We start from the raw sequence: 26877 nt of genomic DNA, 5'->3' as shown, positions 1-26877 counted from the left end.
CTTGAGGTTTGGAAATACGGCGACCCTGAATGTTTTGACCTGAAAACCGCCATCGCCGCCCATCACGGCTGCACCCCGGCGCATGTCGTGGTGGGTGAGGGGATCGACGCCCTGCTCGGCTACCTTGTCCGCCTGACCATCGGCCCCCGCGATGCGGTAGTCACCTCGCTCGGCGCCTATCCCACCTTCAACTTCCACGTCGCGGGCTTTGGCGGCACCCTGCACCGCGCGCCGTATAAGGAGGTGCATGAAGACACCGAGGCGCTGCTTGCCCTCGCCGCCAGCACCCGCGCCAAGCTGATCTACCTCGCCAACCCCGACAACCCGATGGGCAGCCATCACCCCGGCGAGACGATCTCAGACCTACTCGCCAACTTGCCCGACCAAACCCTGCTGGTGCTGGATGAGGCCTATATCGACCTCGCCCCCGAAGGCACCGCCCCCGAAATCCCCGCAGACACCCCCAACCTGATCCGTTTCCGCACCTTCTCAAAAGCCCACGGCCTCGCTGGCCTCCGCGTCGGCTACGCGATCACGAGCGCCCCGCTGGCCACCGCCTTCGATAAAGTCCGCAATCATTTCGGCCTGGGCCGCATCGCCCAAGCCGGAGCCCTCGCGGCCCTGCAAGATCAAGCTTACCTAACAGAAATCCGCGCCAAAACAGCCACCGCTCGCACCCGACTGTCAGCCATCGCCCGCGCCAACGGCCTGATCCCACTGCCATCAGCGACCAATTTCATCACGATGGATTGCACCCGAGACGGCAATTACGCCCGCCGCGTTCTGGCCGAATTGCTCACACGTGGCATCTTCGTGCGGATGCCCGGCGTGGCTCCACTTGATCGCTGTATCCGCGTCAGTCTAGGCGATGAGGCCGCTTTGGCCGCCTTTGAGCGCGCTCTGCCAGAGGCGCTGAAAGCAGCCGGTTAACTACTCCGCCGCAAGGCCCGAAGCCGTCACCTGCACCGGATTGGCTGGTCCCAGTGCCGGAGCGCTCCCAACTGGCACCTCAGCAGGACCAAGCCGGGGCATCGGAGGATGATCCTCCAGCACGGGACGCACAGACGTTGTTTCAACCTCAATCACCCGACGAAACACCAGCATGTTCTGGAAGGTGGTTTTGGTGCCGGTAAAGCCCGCCCGTTCATCCACCGGCAACGTGTCGGCGCGGATGTATTCCCAGCCGTCGCGCCCCAAGTCGTTCAACACAGATGTCAACGCCAGCGCAAATCTGTCTTCGGTGGTTTTGACCCCGCGCGATTTTTCGCCCCGGCGCGGGGAGGGAATCACCTTATATTCATATCGCTGCATAGGTCGCTCCTGAACCAAACGCGCGCAGATTACTCAAAAATCGGTGCCAAGGCCAATCACAGAAAGCGATTTCTGCCTCAAGCGCGCGGATTTCGCCACATAACACGATGCAGCGGGTTCGCCATCTCAAATTGCTAGGGTTCGCCGATGATAGGTGGCAAGGCGGGCGTGTCCAAGCCAACGAACGGATCTGACCAAGCAGCTAGCGTGGCAATCCGCTCATACCACGCGGCAATCTGCGGGAAATCTGACAGCGGCAAACCTGCCACATCTTGAAGGCAAGGTAGCTCGCCATTCGGAAATCTGCATAGCTGAGGCCGCTGTCCAGCAGACAGTCGCGGTCGATAAGATGCGCATCCAACTGGCGGGCGTGCTCGCGAAAATCAGCTAAGCCCTGCGCGACCACCGCCTGATCAATTGGGCCCAAGCCATAACGCTGCTTGGTGCCACGCTCAAAATGCACCACGTCGCAGGCTTGCACAAAATAAGCCTTACCCCACGAAATCCAGCGGATCATCTCGGGCATCTCATCATCCAGCCGCCAGAAGTTTGACCCTGCCTGCATCGACAACCGGCAGGCAATCGCATCGGCCTCCCACAGCGAATGGCCGTTTTCCAGCAAGATCGGAATGCGCAAACTTGGATTTAGAGCGCGGAACTTATCACGGTGGTCGGGATGGAACGGCTGAGCAAACTCAAAGGTCACATCCGAATTCAGATGCTTCGCCACCGCGACCGCAAGACGCGGGTTAGGGTTGCGCGAGTAATACAGAATGGCAGCCATCTCAGCCTCCATGTGCCTCATTCACAGCAGAATGCGCGGAATCAGGGCTTCTGGCAAAACAAAAGGGCGCCCGCGAAGGCGCCCAATTTGCTATTGTTATGCGCTAGCTTGAGTCGGATCCAGCCCCGACAACCTCGCCTCACCCCGCCCTCAAAGTCCCAGTTTTTGCGCCACCATAGCGTTGACCACGGCCGGATTGGCCTTGCCCCCAGTCGATTTCAGCACTTGCCCAGTGAACCATCCGGCGAGCTTGGCATTGACGCGGGCTTTTTCCACCTGATCAGGGTTCGCCGCTATGAGCGCATCCAAAGCCGCCTCAATCGCACCCGTGTCCGTGACCTGTTGCATTCCGCGTGCGCTCGCCACCTCTGCCGGATCGCCGCCCTCGTTCCAGATGATCTCGAACAAATCCTTCGCCATCTTGCCGGTGATCGTGCCCTTGGCGATCAAATCCAGCACGCCACCCAACTGCGCAGTCGAAACCGGGCTATCCACAATCGACTTGCCCTCCTTATTCAGCCGCCCAAACAGCTCATTGATCACCCAATTCGCCGCCTGCTTGCCGTCACGCCCCTGCGCCACAGCCTCAAAGAAGCCGGCACTTTCCAGGTCAGCCGTCAGCACATTGGCGTCATAATCCGTCAGCCCAAAATCGCCCATGAACCTCGCCTTTTTGGCATCGGGCAACTCCGGCATTGAGGCCGCAATGTCGTCCACCCAAGCCTGCTCAATCTCTAGCGGCAGCAGATCGGGGCAAGGAAAATAGCGGTAATCATGCGCTTCCTCTTTCGACCGCATCGAGCGGGTTTCATTCTTGTCCGGGTCATAGAGCCGCGTCTCTTGCGTCACCGTGCCGCCATCCTCCAGAATAGCAATCTGCCGCCGCGCCTCAAAGTCAATCGCCAGCTGGATGAACTTCATCGAGTTCATATTCTTGATCTCGCAGCGCGTTCCCAGATAGCTAAAGTCTTGGCTCGCTTGGTATTTTTCGTACTGACCAACCCGACAGACCGACACGTTCACATCTGCGCGCAGGTTGCCGTTCTGCATGTTGCCATCGCACGTCCCCAGATACCTAAGGATCTGCCGCAGTTTGACAACATAGGCCGCAGCCTCCTCCGGGCCGCGAATATCGGGGCGACTGACGATCTCCATCAGCGCCACGCCAGTTCGGTTTAGATCAACGAAGGACATCGTCGGGTCCATGTCGTGAATGCTCTTGCCCGCATCTTGCTCGAGGTGAATCCGCTCCACCCGAACAAGCCGAGCCACCCCCGGCGACAACTCTACCAGCACTTCGCCTTCGCCCACGATCGGGTGATACAGCTGCGAAATCTGATAGCCTTGCGGCAGGTCGGGGTAGAAATAGTTCTTCCGGTCAAACGCCGAGCGCAGGTTGATCTGCGCCTTCAGCCCCAAGCCTGTGCGCACCGCTTGCTCGACGCAAAACTCATTAATGACCGGAAGCATCCCCGGCATTGCTGCATCGACGAAGGCGACGTTAGAGTTCGGCTCGGCCCCGACTTGGGTGGAAGCACACGAGAAAAGTTTTGAATTTGACGCGACCTGCGCATGGATTTCCATGCCAATCACCAATTCCCAATCATGCTTCACCCCGGCGATCACGCGTGGCTTGGGTGCTTCATAGGTCAGATCGAGCATGATAATCTCCGTGGTTTTCGACCCCTGTTTAGGCAGCCGGGACGGTTGCTGCAAGAGTGACGCGGGCGGAAAGCTGCCTATAATCGCCCGCGCAGGCCCGCCAAACTTGCCGGATACCCGATTCCCCCTGATACGCGGCGGGTCGCCATGCTGGTGCGGCGCAACTTGTGACGGACTAATGCGGATCAGTATCCTATTCGGCGCGGCTTTCTCCCTGTTTGTTTTCGGCTTCGTTCCGGCTGTTGTGGCCGAGGCTTTGCCCAAAATGCGCTGGGATCACGTGCCCGAAGCGGCAAACTGGACCAATGCGGCCCTGGTCTCGGTTGAGAAATACGACAGCAAACTCGCCGCGCAAGTGCCCGACGATATCAAGATTTGGTGCCCCGGCTATGAGAGCGCCTCGATGGACGACCGCCGCGCCTTTTGGGTTGGCGTGATGTCAGCCGTTGCCAAATACGAGAGCGGCTACAACGCCAATGCCGCTGGGGCCGGACGCTATTTTGGCTTGATGCAAATCTCAACCCAGACCGCCCGCGCCTACCGCTGCGAGGCGAGTACAGGCAAACAACTGAAAAGCGGTGCGGCAAATCTCGATTGCGCCGTGAAGATCATCGCCCGACAAGTTGGCCGCGACGGCATGGTCTCGGGCAAAGGCAACCGCGGCGTTGCCCGCGATTGGGGTCCGATGAGCAAGTCAAAAGTCCGCGCCGATATCGCGGCATGGACCGGCAAGCAGGCGTATTGCGCAGTGCCGGTCAAGCGAGCATCCGGCCAGCCATCTCAGAAAGATCGCGGCTAAGTCCCGGAGCCGCCAAAATGCGCTGCAGAGCCCCCCGCATCATCGCTTGACGGTCAGCATCGTAGCGCGGCCAGCTTTCAAACGCCGTAGACATCCGGGATGCCGTTTGCGGATTTAGCGGGTCCAGCTTGATCAGCCAATCGGCGAGCAGCGCATAACCCTCGCCCGCGGCATGATGGAACCCCGCGTGGTTGCCCGACAGCGCCCCAATCACAGCGCGGAAACGGTTGGGGTTTTTCCAATCAAAATCAGCGCGTTGCGTCAAGGTCCGCACTACACCCGCCACCTTCTCCGGGGCCGCTGCGGCAACCTGCACGGCAAACCATTTATCCAGCACGAGCCGATCCGATTGCCATTTGGCCGCGAAATCGGCCAGTTCCGCCTCACCCGCGCCGATATCCAGCAAGATCGCCAAGCTGCCGAAACTCTCGGTCATGTTGTCGGCTAGGGCATATGCCTCTTGCGCCGCCGCACCGCCATCCAGCCGAGCCAGCAACCCCAAAGCAACCAAGCGCAGCGCCCGCAAGCCCGCCGCCTTCGCATCTGGAGAATACGCCCCCGGAACCCGGCACGCCAATTCCAGCGCAGCTAAGCCCGAACCCAACCGCCGCGCCAAAGTCTGTTGCAAGACGCGTCGTTCCGAATAAATTCGCGCAGGATCAGGCACATGGCCTGCTGCATGTAGCGTCGCGGCCATGTCATCTTCACCCGGAAGCCGCAGACACAAAGCCCGAAAGGCCGGATCAAGCGTCTCATCAAACGCCACGCGCGCCAGCCCATCCAGCAAGTCCGCGCTCGGAGCCGCCCCATCCACAATCATCCGCGCCAGCACATCTTTGGCAAGCGCACGACCCGCCTCCCAACGATTGAACGGATCAGTATCATGCGCGAGCAAAAATGCCCGCTCTGCCGCAGGCACTGACCGCTCTAAAATAACCGGAGCCGAAAATCCCCGCAAGATTGACGGCACGGGCCGCGCCGCCAAACCCTTAAACTCAAAACTTTGCTGAGACTCCGTAAGCTCCAGCACCGTGGTCGGCACCACCTCATCTCCATTCGGGTTCAGCAGCCCAACCGCCACCGGAATAACCTTTGCACCCTTCTCCATCTGTCCCGGCGTGGCTGGATTCACCTGTGCCAAAGTCAGCGTGTAAACCCCGTCCGCCCAATCCTCAGCCACCGAAACCCGAGGCGTCCCGGCCTCGGTATACCAGCGCTTGAACTGCGCCAAATCCCGCCCCGTAGTGTCCTCAAACACCTTCAACCAATCCTCAATCGTCGCCGCATCCCCGTCATGACGCTCAAAATACAGATCCAAAGCGCGGGCGTAATCGGCATCCCCGACGAGCCGTTTCAACATGCCGATCACCTCGGCACCCTTTTCATAAACCGTCGCGGTGTAGAAATTGTTAATCTCAACAAAGCTGTCAGGTCGCACCGCGTGGGCCAATGGCCCGCCATCCTCGCGGAATTGACGTGCCCGCAGCATCAGTACATCCTCGATCCGCTTCACCGCATGGCTGCGCAAATCGCCCGAGAATTGCTGATCGCGAAACACCGTCAGCCCTTCCTTCAGGCACAGCTGAAACCAATCGCGGCAGGTGATGCGATTGCCAGTCCAGTTGTGAAAATACTCATGCGCGATGATCGCCTCGACCCGTGCAAAGTCATCATCCGTCGCCGTTTCGGGCGAGGCCAGCACCGCCTTGGAGTTGAAAATGTTCAACCCCTTGTTCTCCATAGCACCCATGTTGAAATCATCGACCGCAACAATGTTAAAGATATCAAGGTCATAGGCACGCCCGTAACCCTTCTCATCCCACGCCATCGAAGCTTTCAGTGCTTCCATCCCCCAAGCACAGCGCCCCTCATCCCCCGGCCGCACCCATATGTTCAGGGCCACATCGCGCCCCTCCATCGTGGTGAAATGCCCCGGATGCGCGATCAAATCTCCCGCCACCAGCGCAAACAAATAGCTGGGCTTTGGCCACGGATCATCCCATTCCGCCCATCCCGCGCCCTGCCCCACCGGATTGCCGTTTGACAATAGCACCGGCAAATCGCTTTCAATCCGCACATGAAACCGCGCCATCACATCCGGGCGGTCTGGATAAAACGTGATCTTCCGAAACCCCTCCGCCTCGCATTGCGTGCAATACATGCCCTTCGACATGTAAAGCCCTTCAAGCGCGGTGTTGCCCTCAGGCGCAATCTCCACCTCAGTTTCCAGCACGAACGCACCGCTCGGAAGCAACCCCGCCGCAAGCGTCAACCCCGTCGCATCGGGTGCAATCTGAACCGCGCGTCCATCCACCGCGCAAGAGATCAAACGCAGCATTTCGCCGTCCAGCCGCAAATCTTGGCCCGCCCGAGCAGCCGGATTGGGTGCCAGATGCAGCCGGGCGCTGACCCGTGTCGCGGTCGGATGCAGCCGGAAAGTCAGCTCAACCCTGTCGAGCAGATGGCTGTAGGGTTGGTAGTCGGCAAGACGGATGGTGCGCGGATCGTCGGCTGGCATGGCGGTCTCCTTTCGTCCAAGCTTTCGCAATCCACTCCCCGGCGCAAGCCCCAAGCCACTGCTTGCACCTTTCACAAAGGCTTGAATGTTTACACCGAAGACGACCATTCGATTCGCCGCGCCGTTTACCAAAGACCCATCTGCAGACCGTCGCGTAAACCATTGCCAGCGAACCACCCCAAATGTCCCTGCATTGTCAGTAAATTGCGCAAATCCCAGCGCTCAATCACTATCCAGCCTTTACAGCGCGCAATCCTCAGCTATCCCTATGTTCTATGAATGTTCTCATTTGGTTCAAACGCGATCTGCGCTCCCACGACCACGCTGCGCTTGCATGCGCAGCGGGGCTTGGTGCCGTGCTGCCAGTGTACATCGTCGAGCCGGACTATTGGGCGCTGCCCGACACCTCAGCCCGGCAATGGGCGTTCACCGCCGAATGTCTCGAGGATTTGCGCCAGCAACTTGCCGATCTCGGAGCGCCGTTGCTGGTGCGGGTTGGTGTCGCGCAGGCGGTGCTTGAACGCCTTTGCCGTCAGCACAACATCACCCAGATTGTCAGCCATGCCGAGATCGGCAACGCCTTCAGCCATGCGCGCAATCAAGCGGTGCAGCGTTGGGCCCGCAGCGCCGGCATCATTTGGACAGAACTGCCGCAGTCAGACCCAGAGCAGCCAGCGACGATTGGCAACCTTCGCGCGCTGAATGGTGCCGAGCCCGGGCAGATCCCGACAGCCCGCTCATTGCGCCTTGCCGATGATCCCTGTGCGCATCGCCAACGCGGCGGTCGCAGCCAAGCACTTGATCTGCTTGAGAGTTTTCTGTCGCATCGCGGCGAAAGCTACCGAACGACCACCCACTCCCCCCTTGCGGCAGAGCGTGGCTCCTCCCGGCTGTCGCCGCATTTGGCGCTCGGAACAGTCTCGTCTGCCGAGGTCACGCAGGCGCTGCAGACCCGACTGGCAGAGCGTCCCGGTGGACGTTGGAATGCAGCTTTGGGCAGCTTTCAAAGCCTGCTGAACGCCCGCACCCTAAATAAGCCGTGCTTGGAAACCCCGCCTAATACCCTCGGCCCTTCTGCGAGCGCGGAACTTCTGCGGCGCAACAGCGATGCCGCTCGGTTGCACGCTTGGCAAAACGGCGAAACCGGCCTGCCGTATCTGGACGCCTGCCTGCGCTATCTCGCAGCGACAGGCTGGCTCAACCACCGCGCCCGCGCGATGGTGATCGGTTTCGCCGCTTGTCAGCTAAGGTTGGATTGGCGCGTGGCGGGGGCGGCCCTTGCGCGTCGATTGACCGATTACGATCCGGGTGTGCACTGGTCGCAGGTGCAGATACAATGTGGCACCGATGAAACGACCCCACCGCGCCTCTACAACCCGATAAAACAAGGCGATGCCCATGATCCAAATGGCCTGTTCACCCGGCGCTGGATACCAGAATTGTCAGCCGTGCCAGATGCTCATTTGCAAGCGCCTTGGCGCTGGTCAGGTGCAGGCCGCGTATTGGGCCGCCGCTACCCCGAACCGATTGTCGATATGGCCACCGCGCAACGTGACGCCCGCGAAGCCGTGTGGGGCGTGCGCCGCAAACCTGTTGCCCGGGCTGAAATCGTCGAAGTGCTGGAACGGCAAGTCTCGCCATCGCCCAAACGCGGCCAAGCCAGCCACGGCCAACTATTCTTGGATCTGTAATGCCCAAAATGCGCCACAAGGCTGACCTGCCCGTCAAAGTCTGCGCCACCTGTGGCCGCCCAATGGTTTGGCGCAAAGCATGGGAGAAGGTCTGGGACCAGGTGAAATACCGCTCAGACCGCTGCCGAAAAGCCAAAGGCGGCCATAACTCTGCCCCCAACCCCATCACTAATCCTGATTAATCCGCGCCGATAATCCGCGCCAGTTTGCCCAAGGTCTGCAACCCCAACGCCTCGGCACCAAAGCCCTTGGCCTTCGCACATTCCTCAGTGGTAACGAATACCATCCGCATCGTCACTTTGGTCTGCCCCGCCGTCTCGGCCAACTCCACCGACGCATCCGCGTGTTTCGGGCCGTTCTCGCCCCAAAGCAGAGTATATTCGATCCGGCTTTGCGGCTGGATCAGCTGGTAGAGGTGATGATTGGGAAACACCGTGCCATCGGGGGCAATCATGTCGAACACCCACTCACCCCCGGTGCGTAGGTCAATGCGGCTGGTGCGGCAAGAAAACCCGTCCGGCCCCCACCATTGCGGCAGACTGACCGGGTCGATCCATGCGCCCCAAACCACTGCGAGCGGCGCGTTGATCACCCGTTCGATGGTCATCGTGCGGTCTTCCATCACTTCAACCCCTGCGCATATTCTTCAAGCTGCGTCACAACCGTGCCCCAGCCGTCGTAAAAGCCCATCTGCTTATGGCTCTCCGCCGTCTCTTTGCTGCGATGCCGGGCCACGGCGGTATAGCGAGTTCGACCGCCGCCAATGTCTTCAAACGTCAGGATCGCGGTCATAAACGGCTCTGGGTTCGGCTTCCAGCCTTCGGTGTAAGTGTCTGTGAATACCAGTTTTTCATTCGGGATCACCTCAAGGTAGACCCCGTTGTTTTCCATCTCGGTGCCGTCAACCTCAAAGGTCGTGTTGCACTTGCCACCGGGTCGCACATCCAGTGCGCAAGCCGTGACCTTATGCGGCTTGGGCACGAACCAATGCACAAGGTGCTCTGGTGTCGTCCAGCATTTGTACAAAATTTCCCGCGGCGCGTTGATCTCGCGGGTCAGCACCAGATCGGTTTCGGGGTCCAAGTCAAGTTTGTCATCGGGTGTCATGGTCAAGCGTCCTTTATCAAATTGGCGACATAGGCTTCCAAACGGTCAGAGCGCGCTTCCCAAATCAGCCGCTGCTCGGCCATCCAGTCAGCCGTGGCAGCCAGCGTTTCGGGGCGGGCATGGCACAGGCGCGTGCGCCCAGTCTTCTCGGTCCTGATCAGCGCAGCTTCCTCCAGCACGGATAGGTGCCGCATCACGGTTGGCAGAGCCAGCCCCGTCGGGCGGGCCAATTCAGATACCGGAACCGCACCCAACCCGATCCGCGCCAGCATCGTCCGCCGCGTCGGGTCAGACAAAGCCTGAAATATTAGCGAAAGATCTGGGTCATGCTTAGCCATATGACTAAGTAACATACTTCTCGTTTGTGTCAAAATAAAACTTAGCCATACCACTAAGCATTATGCCAAACTCCGCCATTTCTCTACATTCCCGAAAAGTGTTTTCGCATTTTCATAGAAAATCCCGCTTCGCAAAACTTTCGCGACCCCCGCATTTCTGCTATCCGCTAAGGAAAGCCAATCAGCGAGGTTCCCATGGTTACGCGCGTCACACGGCACGGTTTGCAAGTGGATCAAATTCTGGCTGACTTCATTGAGCGCCATGCGTTACCCGGCACAGGTGTGACAACCGATCAGTTTTGGGCAGGCATGGCCGATCTGGCGCAGACCGAAGGCGCTGTGAACCGCAGCTTGCTTGCCAAGCGCGATGCGATGCAGACCAAGATTGACGTCTGGCACCACAGCCACCGCAACGCTCCACATGATGCGGTGGCCTACAAAGATTTCCTAAGCGAAATCGGCTACTTGCTGCCGGGAGGCGAAGATTTCCAGATCGACACCACAAATGTCGATCCCGAGATCGCGCTGATCGCTGGCCCGCAACTGGTGGTGCCAATCACCAACGCGCGCTACGCTTTGAACGCCGCCAACGCGCGCTGGGGCAGCCTTTATGACGCGCTCTACGGCACCGACGCGATGGGCAGCCCTGCCCCGGCTGGCGGCTATGAAAAGGGTCGTGGCGCCCGCGTGGTCGCGCGCGCCCGCGTGTTTCTGGACGAAGCTTTTCCGATCCAAGGCGCCAGCCACGCGGATTTGCGCCGCTACTATGTCGCGAACGGCGCTTTGCTGGTCGATGATCTGCCGCTGGTGACGCCTGCCAAATTTGCAGGCTACAAGGGCAACCCAAAGGCTCCGGATTCGGTGCTGCTGGTCAACAATGGCCTGCACGTCGAACTGGTATTCGACCGCGCCCACCCGATTGGCAGTCGCGATCAGGCGCTTCTGGCCGATGTCGTGCTAGAATCCGCGCTGTCCGCGATCATGGATTGCGAAGATTCGGTCGCCTGCGTCGATGGCGAGGATAAAACCCTCGCCTACTCCAACTGGCTCGGCCTGATGCGGGGCGATCTGACCGCTGATCTTAGCAAAGCGGGCCGAAAAATCACCCGCGCGCTGAATCCCGACCGCAGCTTTACCGCCCCCGATGGCAGCACTCTGACGGTCAAAGGCCGCGCTTTGCTGTGGATTCGTAACGTCGGCCATTTGATGACCAATCCGGCGATCCTGCTGCCCGACGGCTCCGAAATTTACGAAGGTCTGATGGACGCGCTGATCACCAGCCTGATCGCCATGCACGATCTGAAAAAGACCGACGGTGCGCGCAATTCGCAAACCGGCTCGGTTTACGTCGTCAAACCCAAGATGCACGGGCCAGAGGAAGTCACCTTTGCCGATCAGGTTTTTACCAAGGTCGAAACCATCCTGGGCCTGCCCGCCAACACCGTGAAACTCGGCGTGATGGACGAAGAACGCCGCACCTCGGTGAATCTGAAAGCCTGCATCCGCGCCGCCCAACACCGCCTCGCCTTTATCAACACCGGCTTTCTCGACCGCACCGGAGACGAAATTCACACCTCGATGGAAGCCGGCCCGTTCAGCCGCAAAGATTTCATCAAGCGCAAGGCGTGGATCGGCGCGTACGAGAACCAGAACGTCGATATTGGCCTCGAATGTGGCCTGCAAGGCCGCGCCCAGATCGGCAAAGGCATGTGGGCCGCCCCCGATCTGATGGCCGCGATGTTGGAGCAGAAGATTGAGCATCCGAAGGCAGGCGCAAGCTGTGCTTGGGTGCCGTCACCCACCGCCGCCACCCTGCATGTGCTGCATTATCACAAGATCGACGTCGCCGCCGTGCAGGCCAAACTGAAAGCTGGCGGACGGCGCGGCTATGTTGAAACCGTGCTGGAAATTCCCCTCGCCACCTACCAGAAATGGACCGAGGCGCAGATCCTGCGCGAGGTTGAAAACAATGCCCAAGGCATCCTTGGCTATGTGGTGCGCTGGATTGATCAGGGTGTCGGCTGCTCAAAAGTGCCCGATATCAATGACGTAGGGCTGATGGAAGACCGCGCCACCTGCCGGATTTCGGCGCAGCATATCGCCAACTGGCTGCACCACGGCATCGTTTCCGAAGCGCAAGTCGATGCCGCGATGCGCAAGATGGCGGCGGTGGTGGATCGCCAGAATGCCTCCGACCCGGTCTACCGCCCGATGGCCCCCGGCTTTGATGGCATCGCCTATCAAGCCGCCTGTGATCTGGTGTTCAAGGGCCGTGAGCAGCCGTCCGGCTACACCGAACCCGTGCTGCACGCTCGGCGTTTGCAACTGAAAGCGCAGGCTTAGGGGCTTACGCCGCCACCTAGCGCCGGGGCGTCAACCAATGTCCAACGCCAGCGCGTGAATGCGCTGGTTCAAATCCCCCAGTGCCTTTTGCACCGCCCGGTGCCGCGCCACCCGGCTCATCGCAGCCAGAGCATCCGCCCGGATCAAGACCGCAAAATGGCTCTCACCCGAGCCATCATCGCCGCCATGTCCGGCGTGTTTGTGGCTTTCATTGACCACCTCCAGTCGGCTTGGTGAAAAAGTGATCGTCAGACGCGCAATCAACTCACTCTCAATGCTCATTTTTCGCCTTAGCCCCTTCTATCTGCCGCTCAAACCTTTAAAGTCTTGCCTTCAGTTCGGAAAGGCCCCTGCATGTCCACGCGTCTCCCCTTTGAGTTTGATATCCGCGTCTCGTCCGACAAAGCCAAGCGTAAAACCACGCGCAGGGGCATGTCGGGGGCATTTGAAACGTCAAACAAGGCTTGCGATTACCCATCCTGCAAGGAAAAGGGTGCTTACCGCGCGCCAAAGTCGCCGGACCATCTGGATGAATATTTCTGGTTCTGCCGCGATCACATCCGCGAATATAACCTGAAGTGGAACTTCTTTGGCAACGCGACCGATGAAGAATTCCAAAAACTGCTCGAAAAAGATCGCCTGTGGGAGCGTGAGACCAAACCGTTCAGCAAGAAAGACGATGGCAACGCTTGGCACCGCGTCGGCGTCGATGATCCGATGTCGCTGCTTGGGGATAACGCCACTCGCAATCCTGGCAAGCCCACCTCAAACTCCACCCGCAAACTGCCCGCAACCGAGCGTAAAGCGGTGGAGATTCTGGACGCCCGCGACACTTGGACAAAAACGGAAATCCGCAAGCAATACAAAGGCTTGGTGAAGGATCTTCATCCGGATATGAACGGCGGGGACCGCTCAGACGAGGACCGTCTACAAGAGGTGGTTTGGGCGTGGGATCAGATCAAAGACAGCCGATATTTCAAAGAATAGCGGCTGTCTTAACGGCGGGCTCAACCTCGCCGCACGAAGCCATACTTCAATAGCCAAATGACGATCCGCTCAACCAGCGCGCCCTTAATCGCCGACCCTGCCTCTAATTGCGCCAGATCGCAGCCCTTGGATCCAGCAGCAGTCACCGTCTGCAACACCCGGGAAATATGCTCGGGTGCGGCGAATATCCGCTTCAGCCCTTGATAATTCCGCGCAACCAGCACCTCAGCCAAGCTGGGGCGTCCGGTTTGATCGGCCAGCACAAGGCGGGTTTTTCCAAAGCTGACCTGCTCTGTCGGATAGCTGCCAAACAGGTGCATCGGCGAGGGCGCGATTGGCAAAGCATCGGCTCTGTAGCGGAGCGACTGCGCGGCAGAAGCCATCCTGCGGGCATCTTGCTCGGCCCACAGCGCCTGCATCTGCGGCACCACCTGCGCCCAATCATACAAATTTCGCACCCGCGCCTTACCCGCCGCGCCCATTTTGCGGCGCAGGTCAGGCTGACGCGCCAGCTGTAATATCCGCGCTGTCAATTCCGGCATGTCCAACTCGGTCAGCGCCGAACTTGACGCGCAGTACTGCACATAGTTGTCGGTGCCGCCCTGATACCGCAAAGCCTCTTGCGCGTAGTATTGCCCGGGCAAAGTGCGGCTGGTTATCCGAAAACCGACGTCATCGGACACGGTATCTTTCATGCCATCCCAGTCTGACACCAGCAACGGCAGACCAGCCGCCATCCCCTCCAGCGGAGCCAGCCCGAAGGTTTCCTGAATGTTATCAATCAAAAACATGAAAACATCCGCGCCTGACAACGCAGCCTTGCGGTCATCGGCCGATGCGCCATCAAGCAAAGCAAAACCCACATCCGGCATCAGCTTTGCCGCGCCTTCTGTGAACACCTTGCGCGAGTAATCCTCGCGGAACTGGCCACAGAACACCACAAACAGCTTTTGCCCCGGCAGTTGCCGCTGAGCCGAAGCCATCGCCAAGTAAATTGGCAGCGGATCGAATTTTTCATGCGGAGTAAGCCGCGCGATGGTGGCGAACACTACATCGTTCGGCCCTGCGCCCAATTTCGCGCGCAACGCGGCCCCCGCCGCAGCATCCGGCTCAAAATCCGCGCAGTGCACCCCCAAGGGGATCACTGGCAACATTGGACGCGGCGGTGGCATTGCCCTCAAATGGCTGCGCATATGATCATCAATCAGGTCTATCTGGTAACTGACCGAGCTTAATACCGACTGGCTGGTGCAAATCACCGCATCCCATTCGGCAACGGGGGCCATCCGAAGATCAAAAAATCCCTGCATCACCGCATCGGTCGATGTGGTGTGGGTGATTCCGCACATCGACCACGCCCCGGTGCCATAGGCGGCACGTCGCCAACTTTCCTGAACGTAATTCGGGCTGGGAAAAAATACGGTCTGCACCGGAGTGATACTGCCTGGCCGCAGCAACGGCGCATGACGCACCGCTTTGCCGGGTCGCAATTCTGCCGCCAAGGCTTTGACGGGTTCAATTTGTGCTGCCCCATGCGCCAGCAGGACGAATTCTTCCACATCAGCGTGGCGCAGAAAGCCCTTCAGAAATGACTCGCCCGCCACTCTACGCCCGTTGATGCCCTTAGCCTTCGGATCAAATCCGTCCTGCGCATACCAAATAGCGGCGTTGCGTTCTGCACTCATTTTTTTACCATCCACAACCACGGCGTCGGCCCCGAACGCCACTCCCACAAAGCCACCAAACGATCGAGATCGCTTAAGCCCTCCATCCAATCCGGCAAACCGGAGTCGTCCAGCCGCCGCCCGATTACCCGAATATTATGCGTTGCCTTAAAGCGTTCCGCGATCACACCGCTCAGGCCCGGGCGCATACAATCATGGGCCTCGACCAGAATATCTGCGGCAGCCAAACCGGGCGCAAGCACCGGGTCCAAAAGTTCGGCCTCCGCGCCCTCAATATCGCAAACCACCAGCGTCTTTTGCGCACGGCACAGATCAAAATCGGCATGATCCATCAATCCGCCAACTTTAACCCGATCCGCCACGCCATTCGCCGCAGCCAACGCCGCGCATAACACCAGCGCCTTTGGATTGGCATCTCGGGCCAACACCCGCGCGTTAGGCAAACACGCCGTGCCAAACCTACGGCATAATAGCCCTCAGCCGAGCCCACGTCGATTATCACCGGATACGCTTTGGTGACAATTTCCTCAATAACCGGAGCCAAACTGGATTCGTACGAGCCCATCAACCTTGCCGCGCGCGACCCTTCCGAAGCCCGCACAGGATAATCCATGCCTCTAAAAGGGCCCGACAAAACCTTGGTGCCAGAGCGCCCCACAAGCGTGTTGGAAATCAGTTCCGAGCGCCATTTCGCCAAATGCCGAAACGCTTGTTCCAACCGAGCCGCATCCGGCGGGCCGTCCAGCAAGCGCTTTAGCGTCTGGGTCGCAGAGATCGTCATGGGTGATACTGGTTTGGACAATCCACAAACTCCGATAGGGCGGGCATCTTCCCGCGCGGGCTATCGGTAACGACGCGAGGATTGCGTGTCTATTGCAATTGCCGCCAACCCTAGGTGGCACGAAATTTCAGCGCGGCGCCGTTCATGCAATACCGCAAACCCGTGGGCTGCGGGCCGTCGCTGAACACATGGCCCAAATGGCCGCCACAACGCCGACAATGCACTTCTGTACGGTCGCCAAAAACCCCGGGATCGGCTTTGGTGCCAGTCGCGTTCGGCAAAGGTTCAAAAAACGATGGCCACCCGGTGCCTGAATCGAACTTTGTCCCCGACGAAAACAACGGCAAATCACACCCCGCGCAAAAGAACGTGCCCTTGCGGTGCTCGTCATTCAGCGGGCTGGTGCCAGCACGTTCAGTCTCAGCTTGGCGCAGCACCCGGTACTGCATATCCGTCAGCTTCGCCCGCCATTCAGCCTCGGTCAGCGTGACCTCAAACGTCTCAGCCCGCAGCGGTGACGCGAGCGCCAAAGCGGCGACGGACATAAGAAAACTGCGGCGGTGCATTGCGCTTCTCCCGATCATGTGGGGTGACTGTACGCCAGAAACGCAGGTTCACATTGATAAGTTTCAGCTTCTCACGCGAACGGGAAAGCGCGTGATGCCTTGCCCTTGCAGCCCTGCCAGTTATGTACCACAAACGAGTAGGATCGCGGGCCCCGTCAAACAGAGTGGACCCGCCAGTTTGATATAGGCGACGGGCAATGGCAGATACGATTATGAAACCCACCGAAGAAATCTCGGTTCGCGATGTCTTTGGCATCGACACCGATATGAAGGTGAAGGGCTTCGGCGATGGAACCGACCGGGTGCCCGCGATTGATCCGACCTATAAATTCGATCCTGACACCACTTTAGCGATCCTTGCAGGCTACGCCTACAACCGTCGCGTGATGATCCAAGGCTACCACGGCACCGGCAAATCGACGCATATCGAGCAAGTCGGCGCTAGACTGAACTGGCCCACCGTCCGTGTTAACCTTGACAGCCACATCTCCCGCATCGACTTGATCGGCAAAGACGCGATCAAGCTGCGCGACGGCAAGCAAGTCACCGAGTTTCACGAAGGCATCCTGCCTTGGGCGTTGCGCAACCCCGTTGCCATCGTGTTCGATGAATACGACGCAGGCCGCGCCGACGTGATGTTCGTCATCCAGCGCGTGCTCGAGCATGACGGCAAACTGACCCTGCTCGACCAGAATGAGATTATCACCCCGCACCCGTCCTTCCGCCTGTTCGCCACCGCGAACACCGTGGGTCTGGGCGACACCACCGGCCTCTACCACGGCACCCAGCAAATTAACCAAGCCCAGATGGACCGTTGGAGCCTTGTCGCCACGCTGAATTACCTCAGCCACGACGCCGAAGCCGCCATCGTTCTGGCCAAACGCCCGCATTACAACACCGATAAGGGCCGCAAAGTGATCAGCCAAATGGTCACCGTCGCCGATCTGACCCGCACCGCCTTTATGAACGGCGACCTCTCCACCGTCATGTCGCCCCGGACCGTGCTGAACTGGGCCGAAAACGCCGAGATTTTCCGCAACGTAGGCTACGCCTTCCGCCTGAGCTTCCTAAACAAATGCGACGAGTTGGAGCGTCAAACCGTGGCGGAGTTCTACCAGCGTTGTTTTGCGGAGGAACTTCCCGAGAGCGCGGCAAGCATGGCGATGAAGTAAATGTAGGGCGGGGTTCACCCCGCCTTGCTCGACAATGGTGGGGTCAACCCCGCCCTACCCATATCGGGACGGATCATGACCAAACCCACTGACAACCCCGCCGATCCGTTCAAGAAGGCCTTGGCTGAGGCCACCAAGACCATGGCCAACGATCCCGAAATGACGGTGACCTATTCGGTTGATCCGGCGGGGATGAACAAAGAGGGCATACGCCTGCCGCAGGTCAGCCGTCGCATGACGCGGGATGAGGTGTTGCTCGCCCGTGGCACCGCCGACGCTTTCGCTTTGCGCCGCAAGTTCCACAATGAGTCCACCGCCAACAAATACGCCCCCACCGGCCCCCTCGCCCGTGAAATTTACGACGCGATGGAAACCGCGCGGTGTGAGGCTGTCGGTGCCCGCGCCATGCCCGGCACGGCTGGCAATATCGACGCTAAGATCGCCTATGAGGCTGATCGCAAAGGCTATTCCCAGATCACCAAGCGCGAAGATGCGCCGCTTTCCGTTGCCGCAGGCTACCTTGTCCGCCATCTCGCCACTGGCCGCGACATGCCCAAAGGTGCGGCGAATGTCATGGAGATGTGGCGCGATTTCATCGAAGGCCAAGCCTCCGGCACGCTGGACAATCTCGACAATGTGCTGGATAACCAAGCCGCCTTCGCCCGGCTTGCCCGCAAAGTGATCTCTGATCTAGGCTATGGCGACCAGTTGGGCGACGACCCCGACCAGCCCGATGAAGAAGACATGGGCGACGAGGCGCAAGAAGACCAAGACGCGCCCGACAGCGAGGGCTCTGACGAGCAGGATTCGGAAGACAGCGAAGCCTCGCCAGAACAAAGCCAAGAAGATCAGCAGGACCAATCCCAAGCCCAAGTCACCATGGAAGACTCCGCCGATATGGAGCAAGGCGACGAGGCCGAACTGCCCGAAGGCGAAGCGCCGCTTGATCCACCACCGCCCGCGCCATATTCCGACGCTGACCCGAACTACACCGTCTATACCACTAATTTCGATGAGGAAACCAAAGCCGAAGACTTGGCCGAACCCGCCGAACTCGAACGCCTGCGCGCCTATCTCGATCAGCAACTTGATCCGCTCAAAGGTGCCGTCTCGCGCCTTGCCAACAAACTTCAGCGCCGCTTGCAGGCGCAGCAAAACCGCTCGTGGGACTTCGACCTAGAAGAAGGCACCCTTGACGCCGGCCGCCTCGCCCGCGTCATCGCCAACCCCACCACGCCGCTGTCGTTCAAACAGGAAAAAGACACCGAATTCCGCGACACCTGCGTCACGCTCTTGATCGACAACTCCGGCTCGATGCGCGGCCGCCCCATTTCTATCGCCGCGATCTGCGCCGACGTCTTAGCGCGCACGTTAGAGCGTTGCTCGGTCAAAGTCGAAATCTTGGGCTTCACCACCCGCGCCTGGAAGGGTGGCCAATCCCGCGAGCGTTGGCTGGCACAGGGTCGCGCCCAGCAGCCGGGCCGCCTGAACGATCTGCGCCACATCATCTACAAATCCGCCGACGCTCCATGGCGCAGGGTTCGCCCCAATCTGGGCCTGATGATGAAAGAGGGCTTGCTCAAAGAAAACATCGACGGCGAGGCTTTGGAATGGGCGCACCGCCGCATGATGGCCCGCCCCGAAGCCCGCCGCATCCTGATGGTGATCTCCGATGGCGCGCCCGTCGATGACAGCACGCTCTCGGTTAACCCCGCGAATTTCCTTGAAAAACACCTGCGCGACGTGATCGCCATGGTAGAGCGCAAACGTGCGGTTGAACTGATCGCGATCGGTATCGGCCACGACGTCACCCGCTATTACCAGCGCGCCGTCACCATCACCGATGTCGATCAACTGGCGGGAGCGATGACAGAACAGCTTGCCGGCTTGTTCGAAGTTGACCCACGCAAACGCGCCAAAGCGTTGGGGATGCGCAAAACCGGGTAAGCAGGGGCTCGCCCTTGGTCTGCGGCCTCGTCCGAGGATAATTGAGCACAGAGGATCACCATGTTTCAGAGCTTCGACACCCATGCCTCCCCTGCTCAGGGCCCTGCCCGCCTTACCGCCCTACGTCACATCCTCGCCGCCGAGGGTCTGTCCGGCTTCCTGATCCCGCGCGCCGATGTGCATCAGGGCGAGTATGTTGCCGCCCGCGATGAGCGCCTGCAATGGTTAACAGGCTTCACCGGATCGGCTGGCTTCTGCATCGTTCTGCCCAATATCGCGGGCGTGTTCATCGACGGTCGCTACCGCACGCAGGTGAAAAGCCAGGTTGATCTGGCCCACTTCACTCCCGTGCCTTGGCCTGAAATCAGCGCCGGCGCTTGGCTGAAAGACCATATTTCTCAAGGCGTCATCGGCTTCGATCCTTGGCTGCACACCGCCGACGAAATTGCCAAACTTGAGGCCGCGTTGGCAGGCACCGGCGTGACCTTGCAGCCCTGCGCCAACCAGATCGACAAAATCTGGCCCGATCAACCCTCCGCCCCCGTCGGCAAGGCGTTCGCCCATCCCGACAGCCTTGCGGGCGAGACCAGCGCCCAGAAACGCGCCCGTTTGGCCGAAACTCTGCGCGCCCAAGGCAAATCCGCCGCCGTTATCACCCTACCCGATAGCCTCTGCTGGCTGCTGAACATCCGGGGTGCCGATGTGCCGCGCAACCCGATCCTGCACGGCTTTGCCATCCTGCACGAGAACGCCCATGTCACTCTCTTCGCCGATGCCTCGAAATTCGACGACGCCACTCGCGCGCATCTCGGGGACGAGGTTTTGCTGCGTCCAATCTCCGCCTTCGTGCCCGCCCTGCGCACCTTGCAGGGCGCGGTGTGCGTGGACCGTGGCACGGCACCGCTGGCTGTTTCGACCGAACTGACCGAGGCCGCGATCACCGTGGCTTGGGGCGACGATCCCTGCCGCCTGCCGAAAGCCAAGAAAACCGCCGCTGAAATCGAAGGTATGCGCGAGGCCCATCTGCGCGATGGTGCCGCTGTCGTCGAATTCCTGTGCTGGCTCGATCAACAGGCCCCAAAAGGCGGCCTCTCCGAAATCGACGTGGTGCGCGCACTCGAAGGCTTCCGCCGCGCCACCAATGTGCTGCATGACATCAGCTTCGACACCATCAGCGGCTCCGGCCCGAATGGTGCGATCATGCACTACCGCGTCACCAACGAGTCAAACCGCACAATAGGCCGTAACGAGTTGTTGCTGGTTGACAGCGGCGCACAATATCTGGATGGCACCACCGACATTACCCGCACGATTGCGGTAGGCGATCCCGGCGACTATGCCCGCACCTGCTTCACCCGTGTGCTGCAAGGCACCATCGCGATCAGCCGTGCCCGCTGGCCGAAAGGCTACACCGGCCGCGATCTAGACCCCCTCGCGCGCTACGCCCTATGGCTTGCAGGCCAAGATTTCAACCACGGCACCGGGCATGGTGTGGGTGCGTTCCTGTCAGTCCACGAAGGCCCGCAGCGCCTAAGCCGCATTTCTGAAGTCCCGCTCGAACCCGGCATGATCCTGTCCAACGAGCCCGGCTATTACCGCGAAGGCGAGTTCGGCATTCGCCTTGAAAACCTGATCGTGGTGCAGCCCGCCCCGAACCTGCCCGGCGGCGATGATGAACGCAGCCAGCTTAGCTTTGAAACCCTCACCTTCGTGCCATTTGATCGGCGCTTGGTGCTCGCCGATATGATGGCTCCCGGAGAGCGTGCTTGGCTGAACGCCTACCATACCGAAGTGCTAGCGAAACTTTCGTCGCGCCTGTCTGCCGAAGCTTTGGCTTGGTGCCAATCCGCCTGCGCACCAATATAGCCCTCCACGCCACGCCCAGATTGCGTTACCCTGACTGAATTCTTCAGGAGGCGCATATGGCTTACATCACCATTACCCCGCAAGACCGTCGGCTGACCATCTCGGCTGGCGGAACGGCTTTAGGCGAAACCAGCCGGGCGCTGGAACTGCAAGAGGGCAGCTACCCGCCGATGCTTTATATCCCGCGCGAAGATGTGACGATGGACAAGCTGGTGAAAACCGATCGGCAGACCACTTGCCCGCACAAAGGGTTGTGCAGCTATTACTCCATCAAGACGGCCAATGGCTTGCTGGAAAACGCGGTGTGGTCCTATGAAAACCCCATCCCCGAAGTCGCAGCCATCGCGGGCCACCTCGCGTTCTACCCCGACAAAGTGACGCTGGCGTAAGCTTTCGCCGGCTTAAGCCTCCGCTGCCACTTTGCGTATCCGCTCGACCATCGCGCGCACGCCGTTAGAGCGCTGCGAAGATAAATGCTCATTCAACCCCAGCCGCCCCAACTCGGCATGGGCGTCGATCTTGCCGATCTCGGCCACCGCCACCCCAGAGTAAAGCGCGTGCAGCACCGCAATCAGCCCGCGCACGATCATCGCATCGCTGTCACCCTGAAAATCAAACTGTCCCGCTGCGATCTGCGGGCGCAGCCAGACTTGGCTGGCACAGCCATCCACCTTCAGCGCGGGCACCTTAAAGCTGTCCTCCAGCGGCGGCATCGCACGCCCGAGGTCGATGACGTGGCGATAGCGATCCTCCCAGTCATCCAGAAACTCAAACGTTTCGGCGATTTCTTCAAAAGCGGGCGTGGCCATGCGTTTCTCCATCACTGTGGTTCAGCTAGTGCGCCCGAGGCCAAACGTCCAGCCCATGCGGGCTTTTCAAACCGCGTCCAATCGGCTACCGATCTTAGCAACGCCAAAGGGATGCCCATATGCGCTTTCGCCTGCCCATCGCCATTCTCGCTTTGACCGCCATGACCGCGTGTGGTGGCTTCTCAGGCCGCCTGAACCCGTTCAAATGGTTCAAACGCTCGGCCCCGACCGAAGTGGTCAGCACACAGACCCCCGCCGATCCGCGCCCGCTGGTGGCAAACGTGCTGTCGATGCAGATTGACGCCTATCCGGGCGGCGCGATCATCCGCGCCACTGGTCTGCCACCGACCCAAGGCTACTGGAGCGCCGAGCTGGTGCCGCAACCCGTCGATGAAAAAGGCACGCTGGTGTTGGAGTTTCACGTCTTCCCGCCAGTGGGTGCTGCCGCAGTGGTCAACCAGCAATCGCGTGAGATTACAGTGGCTTACAACCTTTCCGACATCAAGCTGCAAGCGATCAATCAGATCGTCGTGCAAGGTGCCAGCAACGCCCGCGCCAGCCGCCGCTAAAGGGGTGCGGCGTTAAATCCGCACCACCCGCACTTCATTGCCCTTAGCTGACAGCGCAATTTCACCCCGGCAAAGGCGCATCGCGTCATCGCCAAAAGCCTCCGCGCGCCAGCCCTTCAGCGTCTCCAGATTACGCTCGCCCGCCGCAATCCCATCCAGATCAGAGGCAGAGGCGATCAATTTAGGCGCTACTCCCAAACTCTCCGACTTTGCTTTCAACAACACCCGCAGCAAATCCGCCAATGCCGGATTGACCTGCATCTGATCTTTCGACAAATCCGGCTTCGGCAAATCTTCCTGCCGCATCTCCATCCCAGCCTTGATCGCAGCCAGAATCCCGTCAGCAATCTCGGATTTACGACCCTCTCGCAGCAACAACCGCGAACGTCCCAATTCCTCGACATTCGTCGGCCGGGTCGAGGCCAATTCAAGCAAAGCGTCGTCCTTCATCACCCGGCTGCGCGGCACATTGTTGCCCTGCGCATATTCCTCACGAAACCGCGCCAATTCCTTGACCACGCCCAAGAACCGCCCCGAGGTCGTCCGGGTTTTCACCCGCAACCAAGCCTCCTCAGGATGCACAGTATAGGTCGCAGGATCGGTCAGAACCGCAAGCTCCTCCTCCACCCAAGCCTGCCGCCCGTTTTTCGCCAGCTGAGCCGCCAAAAACTCATAGATCACCCGCAGATGCGTCACATCCGCCAAAGCATACTCGCTCTGCGCCGAGGTCAGCGGCCGGCGCGACCAATCGGTAAACCGCGAGGTCTTGTCGAGGTTCTCCTTGGCGATCTTCTTCACCAAAGTCTCGTAGCCCACCTGCTCGCCAAAGCCGCAAACCATTGCCGCGATCTGAGTGTCAAACAACGGCTTCGGAAACACATCGCCTTCTACGAAAAAGATTTCCAAATCCTGCCGGGCCGCATGGAACACCTTGACCGTCGCCTCATGGCGAAACAGATCATAAAGCGGCTCCATCGACATTGCATGGCCCTCAATCGGGTCAATCAACACCGCATCGCCATCCTTGCCCGGCAGCGCCATCTGAATCAGGCACAGCTTCGACCAATAGGTCCGCTCGCGCAGAAATTCGGTATCAATGGTGACAAAGGGCTTTGACTTGGCGGCTTCACAAAATGCAGCAAGGTCTTCGGTCGTGGTAATCGTGCGCATGGGCGTCTTTCGCAAAGGGCTTACGGGGGTATCCCGCTTAACTGCTATAGGCAGCATTGTGGCTTAAGAAAAGCCCAAGCCCATGCCGTTTGCCAAATACTCCAGCTGCAAGCAAATCGACGCCACAACCCTCACGTCGTTGCAGCAAATCGATCGCCTGAGTTGCCCGCGCCAAAGCCTTCGCGCGGGGGCTCGATGCCCCCCAAGAAGGCCCCCCTTTACAGGTCCAGCCGACTACGATCCCCCGCCGCAAACCGCCGCAGCACCGCCGGATACAACCGATGCTCTTGCACCAACACCCGCGCCGACAGCTCCGCCTCGGTATCCCCCGGCAAAACCGCAACACGCGCTTGCCCCAAGATCGGCCCGCCGTCCAGCTCCGCCGTCACCTCATGCACCGAGCATCCCGCCACAGTATCTCCCGCAGCCAACGCCCGAGCGTGCGTATGCAGCCCCGGATACTTCGGCAACAGCGACGGATGGATGTTCAACATCCGCCCCTCAAAGCGGCGCACGAACCCTGGCGTCAACACCCGCATGAAGCCCGCGAGACACAGAATATCCGGCTCGGATGCCAAAAGCGGCTCCAACAAAGCCGCCTCAAACGCCGCCCGATCCCGCCCGAATGGCCGATGATCCACCGCCGCCACCGCAACGCCCATCTCCGCCGCCCGCACCAATCCCGGCGCGCTGGGATCATTCGATCCCACAAACACCGCCCGCCCAGGATGATTCCCCACCATATCGCGCAGCAATGCCAGCATGTTGGAGCCGCCCCCAGAGATCAGGACGGCAACTCGTTTCACAGCAAACGGCCCTTGTAGATCACACCCTCACCCGCCACAACGCGGCCCAAAGCCACCACAGTCTCACCTTGCTCCAGCAACAATGCAGTCAAAGCCTCAGCCCGATCCGCCGCGACAACCGCAATCATCCCGATGCCGCAGTTGAAGGTTTTCAACAACTCCGGCTCGCTCATATGCGCTGTCTCCGCCAACCACCGAAACACCCCCGGCAATTCCCACGCCGACAGATCAATCTCGCAGGCCAACCCCTCCGGGACCACCCGCGGCGGATTTTCCGTCAAACCGCCGCCCGTGATATGCGCCAAAGCATGCACCCCGCCGGCCCGAACCGCAGCCAAAGCCTGCTTCACATAAAGCCGCGTCGGTGCAAGCAAAGCCTCGCCCAACGTCCCGTCCGAGAACGGACAATCCGCGTCCCAGCCCAGACCCGACAGCTCCACAACCTTGCGCACAAACGAATACCCGTTGGAATGCACCCCGTTTGAGGCGAGCCCCAGCAACACATCACCCTCGACAACCCCCGACGGCAAATCCGCGCCACGCTCCATAGCGCCCACCGCGAAACCCGCCAGATCGAAATCACCCTTGTGATACATCCCCGGCATCTCGGCTGTCTCACCCCCGATCAACGCGCAACCCGAGGCTTCACAGCCCGCCGCAATCCCATTGATGATCCGCGTGGCTTCCTCGACATCCAGCTTGCCCGTGGCGAAATAATCCAAGAACAACAAAGGCTCGGCACCCTGACAGACCAAATCATTGACGCACATCGCCACCAGATCGACACCAATGGTATCAACATTGCCAGTATCAATCGCAATCCGCAATTTGGTGCCAACGCCATCCGTCGCCGCGACCAAAATCGGGTCGCTATATCCCGCAGCCTTCAGATCAAACAGCGCCCCAAACCCGCCCAGACCCGACATAACACCCGAGCGTTGTGTCCGCTTCGCCGCAGGCTTGATCCGCTCCACCAGAGCATTGCCCGCATCAATATCCACGCCCGCATCGGCATAGGTCAGGCCATTGTGTCCGGTGGTCATGCGCAGATTCCCCAAGCTGAAAAGCAGTTGCCGCCCGCATAAGCCATCCAGCCCCCGCACGCAACGCAAGCGCCGCATTCGGCAGCGGTTTTGTCCGAAGCAAACCTTGACCCCGCCCCCGCATATGCTAGGCAAAGGCAGAATGGGTCTGTAGCTCAATGGTTAGAGCAGGGCGCTCATAACGCCTTGGTTGGGGGTTCGAGTCCCTCCGGACCTACCATTCACCTGAATTTAGCGATGCGCCAAAACCGTAAACGGTGGCGGTAATTGCCAGATACATCATCGCCCTTCCCGTCCAAGCGATGCGTCCGCATCAGTGCCATAATCCGGCTGATTACCACCATCACGCCGGCAGACGGCAAAATGAGCCGAGCGGGGCCTGCATGTATCCCAACAAACCCAGCACGAAAAGAAAAAGCGCGCCTATCATGGCGCGCCTTTCTTACTGATCCAAGAAGCTCCGCAGCTTCCGGCTTCTACTCGGATGCTTCAGCTTCCGCAGCGCCTTCGCCTCGATCTGCCTGATCCGCTCACGCGTCACGCTAAACTGCTGACCCACTTCTTCCAGCGTATGATCGGTGTTCATGCCGATGCCAAACCGCATCCGCAAAACCCGTTCTTCACGTGGCGTCAACGAGGCCAGCACCCGAGTCGTCGTCTCTTTCAGGTTTTCCTGAATAGCAGAATCCAGCGGCAGGATCGCGTTCTTGTCTTCGATGAAGTCGCCAAGCTGGCTGTCTTCTTCGTCGCCAATCGGAGTTTCCAACGAAATCGGCTCTTTGGCGATCTTCATCACCTTGCGCACTTTCTCAAGCGGCATCTGCAGCTTTTCGGCCAACTCTTCCGGCGTAGGCTCGCGGCCGATTTCGTGCAGCATCTGGCGACCCGTGCGGACCAGCTTGTTGATCGTCTCGATCATATGC

At 59.8% G+C, this 26877-nt stretch carries 28 protein-coding genes and 1 tRNA gene; 12 read left to right on the top strand and 17 right to left on the bottom strand.

Going from position 1 to position 26877, the window contains the following annotated elements; translation table 11 throughout:
* Positions 1-930, top strand: a 930-nt coding sequence (locus tag JWS10_RS03925) for an aminotransferase class I/II-fold pyridoxal phosphate-dependent enzyme (RefSeq protein WP_299504995.1), incomplete at its 5' end; no start/stop codon positions are given.
* Here the strand turns inward: JWS10_RS03925 and JWS10_RS03920 are convergent.
* The 3 genes from JWS10_RS03920 to gatB form a co-directional block, all read right to left on the bottom strand.
* Complete coding sequence (locus tag JWS10_RS03920) at positions 931-1311, bottom strand: DUF4177 domain-containing protein (RefSeq protein ID WP_299504993.1); 381 nt, start codon at positions 1309-1311, stop codon at positions 931-933.
* A 202-nt stretch (positions 1312-1513) separates the two neighbouring features.
* Positions 1514-2095 carry a glutathione S-transferase family protein gene (locus JWS10_RS03915; RefSeq protein WP_299504990.1) on the bottom strand — a complete coding sequence of 194 codons (582 nt, stop codon included), beginning with the start codon at positions 2093-2095 and terminating at the stop codon, positions 1514-1516.
* Between the two features lie 150 nt (positions 2096-2245).
* Complete coding sequence (gene gatB / locus JWS10_RS03910; RefSeq protein WP_299504988.1) at positions 2246-3757, bottom strand: Asp-tRNA(Asn)/Glu-tRNA(Gln) amidotransferase subunit GatB; 1512 nt, start codon at positions 3755-3757, stop codon at positions 2246-2248.
* Positions 3758-3935: 178 nt separating this feature from the next.
* Between gatB and JWS10_RS03905 the strand changes: the two genes are divergently transcribed.
* Positions 3936-4556 carry a transglycosylase SLT domain-containing protein gene (locus JWS10_RS03905; RefSeq protein ID WP_299504986.1) on the top strand — a complete coding sequence of 207 codons (621 nt, stop codon included), beginning with the start codon at positions 3936-3938 and terminating at the stop codon, positions 4554-4556.
* On the opposite strand, the gene pepN is transcribed toward JWS10_RS03905, so the two are convergent.
* Entirely contained in the window at positions 4513-7074 is a 2562-nt protein-coding gene (gene pepN, locus JWS10_RS03900) for an aminopeptidase N (RefSeq protein WP_299504984.1), read from the bottom strand. The two genes, JWS10_RS03905 and pepN, sit on opposite strands and share 44 nt — an antisense overlap.
* A gap of 275 nt (positions 7075-7349) precedes the next feature.
* On the opposite strand from pepN, the gene JWS10_RS03895 reads away from it, so the two are divergent.
* Together JWS10_RS03895 and JWS10_RS03890 are read left to right on the top strand one after the other, a co-directional pair.
* On the top strand, positions 7350-8765 hold the full coding sequence (locus JWS10_RS03895; protein ID WP_299504982.1) for an FAD-binding domain-containing protein: 1416 nt from the start codon (positions 7350-7352) through the stop codon (positions 8763-8765).
* Positions 8765-8947: a DUF2256 domain-containing protein gene (locus JWS10_RS03890; protein WP_299504981.1), complete on the top strand. Its 183-nt coding sequence runs from the start codon at positions 8765-8767 to the stop codon at positions 8945-8947. Before JWS10_RS03895 ends, JWS10_RS03890 begins: the two co-directional genes overlap by 1 nt.
* On the opposite strand, the gene JWS10_RS03885 is transcribed toward JWS10_RS03890, so the two are convergent.
* From JWS10_RS03885 to JWS10_RS03875, 3 genes are read right to left on the bottom strand one after another with little or no spacing between them, the layout of a single operon-like run.
* Complete coding sequence (locus JWS10_RS03885; RefSeq protein WP_299504979.1) at positions 8944-9387, bottom strand: SRPBCC domain-containing protein; 444 nt, start codon at positions 9385-9387, stop codon at positions 8944-8946. The two genes, JWS10_RS03890 and JWS10_RS03885, sit on opposite strands and share 4 nt — an antisense overlap.
* Positions 9387-9872 (bottom strand): SRPBCC family protein, encoded by a 486-nt coding sequence (locus JWS10_RS03880; RefSeq protein ID WP_299477634.1) that lies wholly within the window; start codon positions 9870-9872, stop codon positions 9387-9389. The genes JWS10_RS03885 and JWS10_RS03880 overlap by 1 nt, the downstream gene beginning before the upstream one ends.
* Positions 9873-9874: 2 nt before the next feature.
* The gene (locus JWS10_RS03875) at positions 9875-10210 is read right to left on the bottom strand and encodes a metalloregulator ArsR/SmtB family transcription factor (protein WP_299504977.1); all 336 of its coding nucleotides are present in this window, start codon (positions 10208-10210) and stop codon (positions 9875-9877) included.
* Positions 10211-10405: 195 nt separating this feature from the next.
* On the opposite strand from JWS10_RS03875, the gene JWS10_RS03870 reads away from it, so the two are divergent.
* On the top strand, positions 10406-12553 hold the full coding sequence (locus JWS10_RS03870; RefSeq protein ID WP_299504974.1) for a malate synthase G: 2148 nt from the start codon (positions 10406-10408) through the stop codon (positions 12551-12553).
* A gap of 30 nt (positions 12554-12583) precedes the next feature.
* Here JWS10_RS03870 and JWS10_RS03865 read toward each other — a convergent pair whose 3' ends face one another.
* On the bottom strand, positions 12584-12835 hold the full coding sequence (locus JWS10_RS03865; protein ID WP_299477625.1) for a BolA family transcriptional regulator: 252 nt from the start codon (positions 12833-12835) through the stop codon (positions 12584-12586).
* A gap of 72 nt (positions 12836-12907) precedes the next feature.
* Here JWS10_RS03865 and JWS10_RS03860 point away from each other — a divergent pair, with 72 nt between their 5' ends.
* Positions 12908-13540: a DnaJ domain-containing protein gene (locus JWS10_RS03860; RefSeq protein WP_299504972.1), complete on the top strand. Its 633-nt coding sequence runs from the start codon at positions 12908-12910 to the stop codon at positions 13538-13540.
* Positions 13541-13560: 20 nt separating this feature from the next.
* On the opposite strand, the gene JWS10_RS03855 is transcribed toward JWS10_RS03860, so the two are convergent.
* The 4 genes from JWS10_RS03855 to msrB all read right to left on the bottom strand — a co-directional run bounded on the left by JWS10_RS03855 (position 13561) and on the right by msrB (position 16572).
* Positions 13561-15225: a glycosyltransferase family 4 protein gene (locus JWS10_RS03855; RefSeq protein ID WP_299504971.1), complete on the bottom strand. Its 1665-nt coding sequence runs from the start codon at positions 15223-15225 to the stop codon at positions 13561-13563.
* Positions 15222-15557, bottom strand: coding sequence for a hypothetical protein (locus JWS10_RS03850; protein WP_299504969.1), 336 nt, complete (start codon positions 15555-15557; stop codon positions 15222-15224). The genes JWS10_RS03855 and JWS10_RS03850 overlap by 4 nt, the downstream gene beginning before the upstream one ends.
* Entirely contained in the window at positions 15557-16006 is a 450-nt protein-coding gene (locus JWS10_RS03845) for a hypothetical protein (protein ID WP_299504968.1), read from the bottom strand. The genes JWS10_RS03850 and JWS10_RS03845 overlap by 1 nt, the downstream gene beginning before the upstream one ends.
* 110 nt (positions 16007-16116) lie before the next feature.
* Positions 16117-16572 (bottom strand): peptide-methionine (R)-S-oxide reductase MsrB, encoded by a 456-nt coding sequence (gene msrB, locus JWS10_RS03840; protein ID WP_299504967.1) that lies wholly within the window; start codon positions 16570-16572, stop codon positions 16117-16119.
* Between the two features lie 197 nt (positions 16573-16769).
* Between msrB and cobS the strand changes: the two genes are divergently transcribed.
* The 4 genes from cobS (at position 16770) to JWS10_RS03820 (ending at position 21946) form a co-directional block, all read left to right on the top strand.
* On the top strand, positions 16770-17744 hold the full coding sequence (gene cobS / locus JWS10_RS03835) for a cobaltochelatase subunit CobS (protein ID WP_299504965.1): 975 nt from the start codon (positions 16770-16772) through the stop codon (positions 17742-17744).
* A 75-nt stretch (positions 17745-17819) separates the two neighbouring features.
* The gene (gene cobT, locus JWS10_RS03830; protein ID WP_299504963.1) at positions 17820-19691 is read left to right on the top strand and encodes a cobaltochelatase subunit CobT; all 1872 of its coding nucleotides are present in this window, start codon (positions 17820-17822) and stop codon (positions 19689-19691) included.
* 60 nt (positions 19692-19751) lie between these two features.
* A complete protein-coding gene (locus JWS10_RS03825) occupies positions 19752-21557 on the top strand; it encodes an aminopeptidase P family protein (protein WP_299504958.1) in 1806 nt (601 codons plus the stop codon).
* Between the two features lie 56 nt (positions 21558-21613).
* A complete protein-coding gene (locus JWS10_RS03820; protein ID WP_299504950.1) occupies positions 21614-21946 on the top strand; it encodes a DUF427 domain-containing protein in 333 nt (110 codons plus the stop codon).
* A gap of 12 nt (positions 21947-21958) precedes the next feature.
* On the opposite strand, the gene JWS10_RS03815 is transcribed toward JWS10_RS03820, so the two are convergent.
* Positions 21959-22366, bottom strand: a complete 408-nt coding sequence (locus JWS10_RS03815; RefSeq protein WP_299504948.1) for a SufE family protein — start codon at positions 22364-22366, stop codon at positions 21959-21961.
* A 119-nt stretch (positions 22367-22485) separates the two neighbouring features.
* Here JWS10_RS03815 and JWS10_RS03810 point away from each other — a divergent pair, with 119 nt between their 5' ends.
* A complete protein-coding gene (locus JWS10_RS03810) occupies positions 22486-22935 on the top strand; it encodes a hypothetical protein (RefSeq protein ID WP_299504946.1) in 450 nt (149 codons plus the stop codon).
* 12 nt (positions 22936-22947) lie between these two features.
* On the opposite strand, the gene rnd is transcribed toward JWS10_RS03810, so the two are convergent.
* From rnd to purM, 3 genes are all read right to left on the bottom strand, one after another.
* Positions 22948-24105, bottom strand: a complete 1158-nt coding sequence (gene rnd / locus JWS10_RS03805; RefSeq protein ID WP_299504944.1) for a ribonuclease D — start codon at positions 24103-24105, stop codon at positions 22948-22950.
* 218 nt (positions 24106-24323) lie between these two features.
* A complete protein-coding gene (purN, locus tag JWS10_RS03800; RefSeq protein ID WP_299504942.1) occupies positions 24324-24911 on the bottom strand; it encodes a phosphoribosylglycinamide formyltransferase in 588 nt (195 codons plus the stop codon).
* Positions 24908-25954 carry a phosphoribosylformylglycinamidine cyclo-ligase gene (purM, locus tag JWS10_RS03795; RefSeq protein ID WP_299504940.1) on the bottom strand — a complete coding sequence of 349 codons (1047 nt, stop codon included), beginning with the start codon at positions 25952-25954 and terminating at the stop codon, positions 24908-24910. Before purM ends, purN begins: the two co-directional genes overlap by 4 nt.
* Before the next feature lie 144 nt (positions 25955-26098).
* Between purM and JWS10_RS03790 the strand changes: the two genes are divergently transcribed.
* Positions 26099-26174: transfer RNA gene (locus tag JWS10_RS03790), tRNA-Ile, on the top strand.
* Between the two features lie 222 nt (positions 26175-26396).
* Here JWS10_RS03790 and JWS10_RS03785 read toward each other — a convergent pair.
* Positions 26397-26877 (bottom strand): sigma-70 family RNA polymerase sigma factor (locus tag JWS10_RS03785; protein ID WP_299504938.1); only part of this gene is annotated, 481 nt, incomplete at its 5' end.

Source organism: Cypionkella sp., from assembly GCF_028290025.1.
Lineage (GTDB): Bacteria > Pseudomonadota > Alphaproteobacteria > Rhodobacterales > Rhodobacteraceae > Cypionkella.
This window is presented reverse-complemented; position numbering and strand designations above follow the sequence as displayed.